This window comes from Amycolatopsis ponsaeliensis (assembly GCF_030182635.1).
GTDB classification, from domain to species: Bacteria; Actinomycetota; Actinomycetes; order Mycobacteriales; family Pseudonocardiaceae; genus Amycolatopsis; species Amycolatopsis ponsaeliensis.
This window is the reverse complement of sequence record NZ_JAPZLD010000140.1, coordinates 1-223: the sequence shown is the minus strand read 5'-3', so window position 1 is coordinate 223 and position 223 is coordinate 1. Positions and strand designations below refer to the sequence as shown.

General features: G+C 69.5%; 1 protein-coding gene. It reads left to right on the top strand.

From position 1 onward, the window contains the following. On the top strand, positions 1–223 hold a 223-nt coding region (locus QQ657_RS56575; RefSeq protein WP_434056879.1), incomplete at both ends, for a transposase.

Below are 223 nucleotides of genomic sequence, written 5' to 3'. Positions count from 1 at the left end.
CACCACCCGCTACGTGATGCTGCTGCACCTGCCCGCCGGCTACACCCCGGCCCTGGTCCGCGACGCCCTCATCGCGAAGATCGCGACGCTGCCCGATCAGCTGCGGCGGTCACTGACCTGGGATCAGGGCAGCGAGATGCACCTGCACGGCCAGTTCACCCAGGCCACCGGGATGCCGGTCTACTTCTGCGACCCGCACGCACCCTGGCAACGCGGCTCCAAC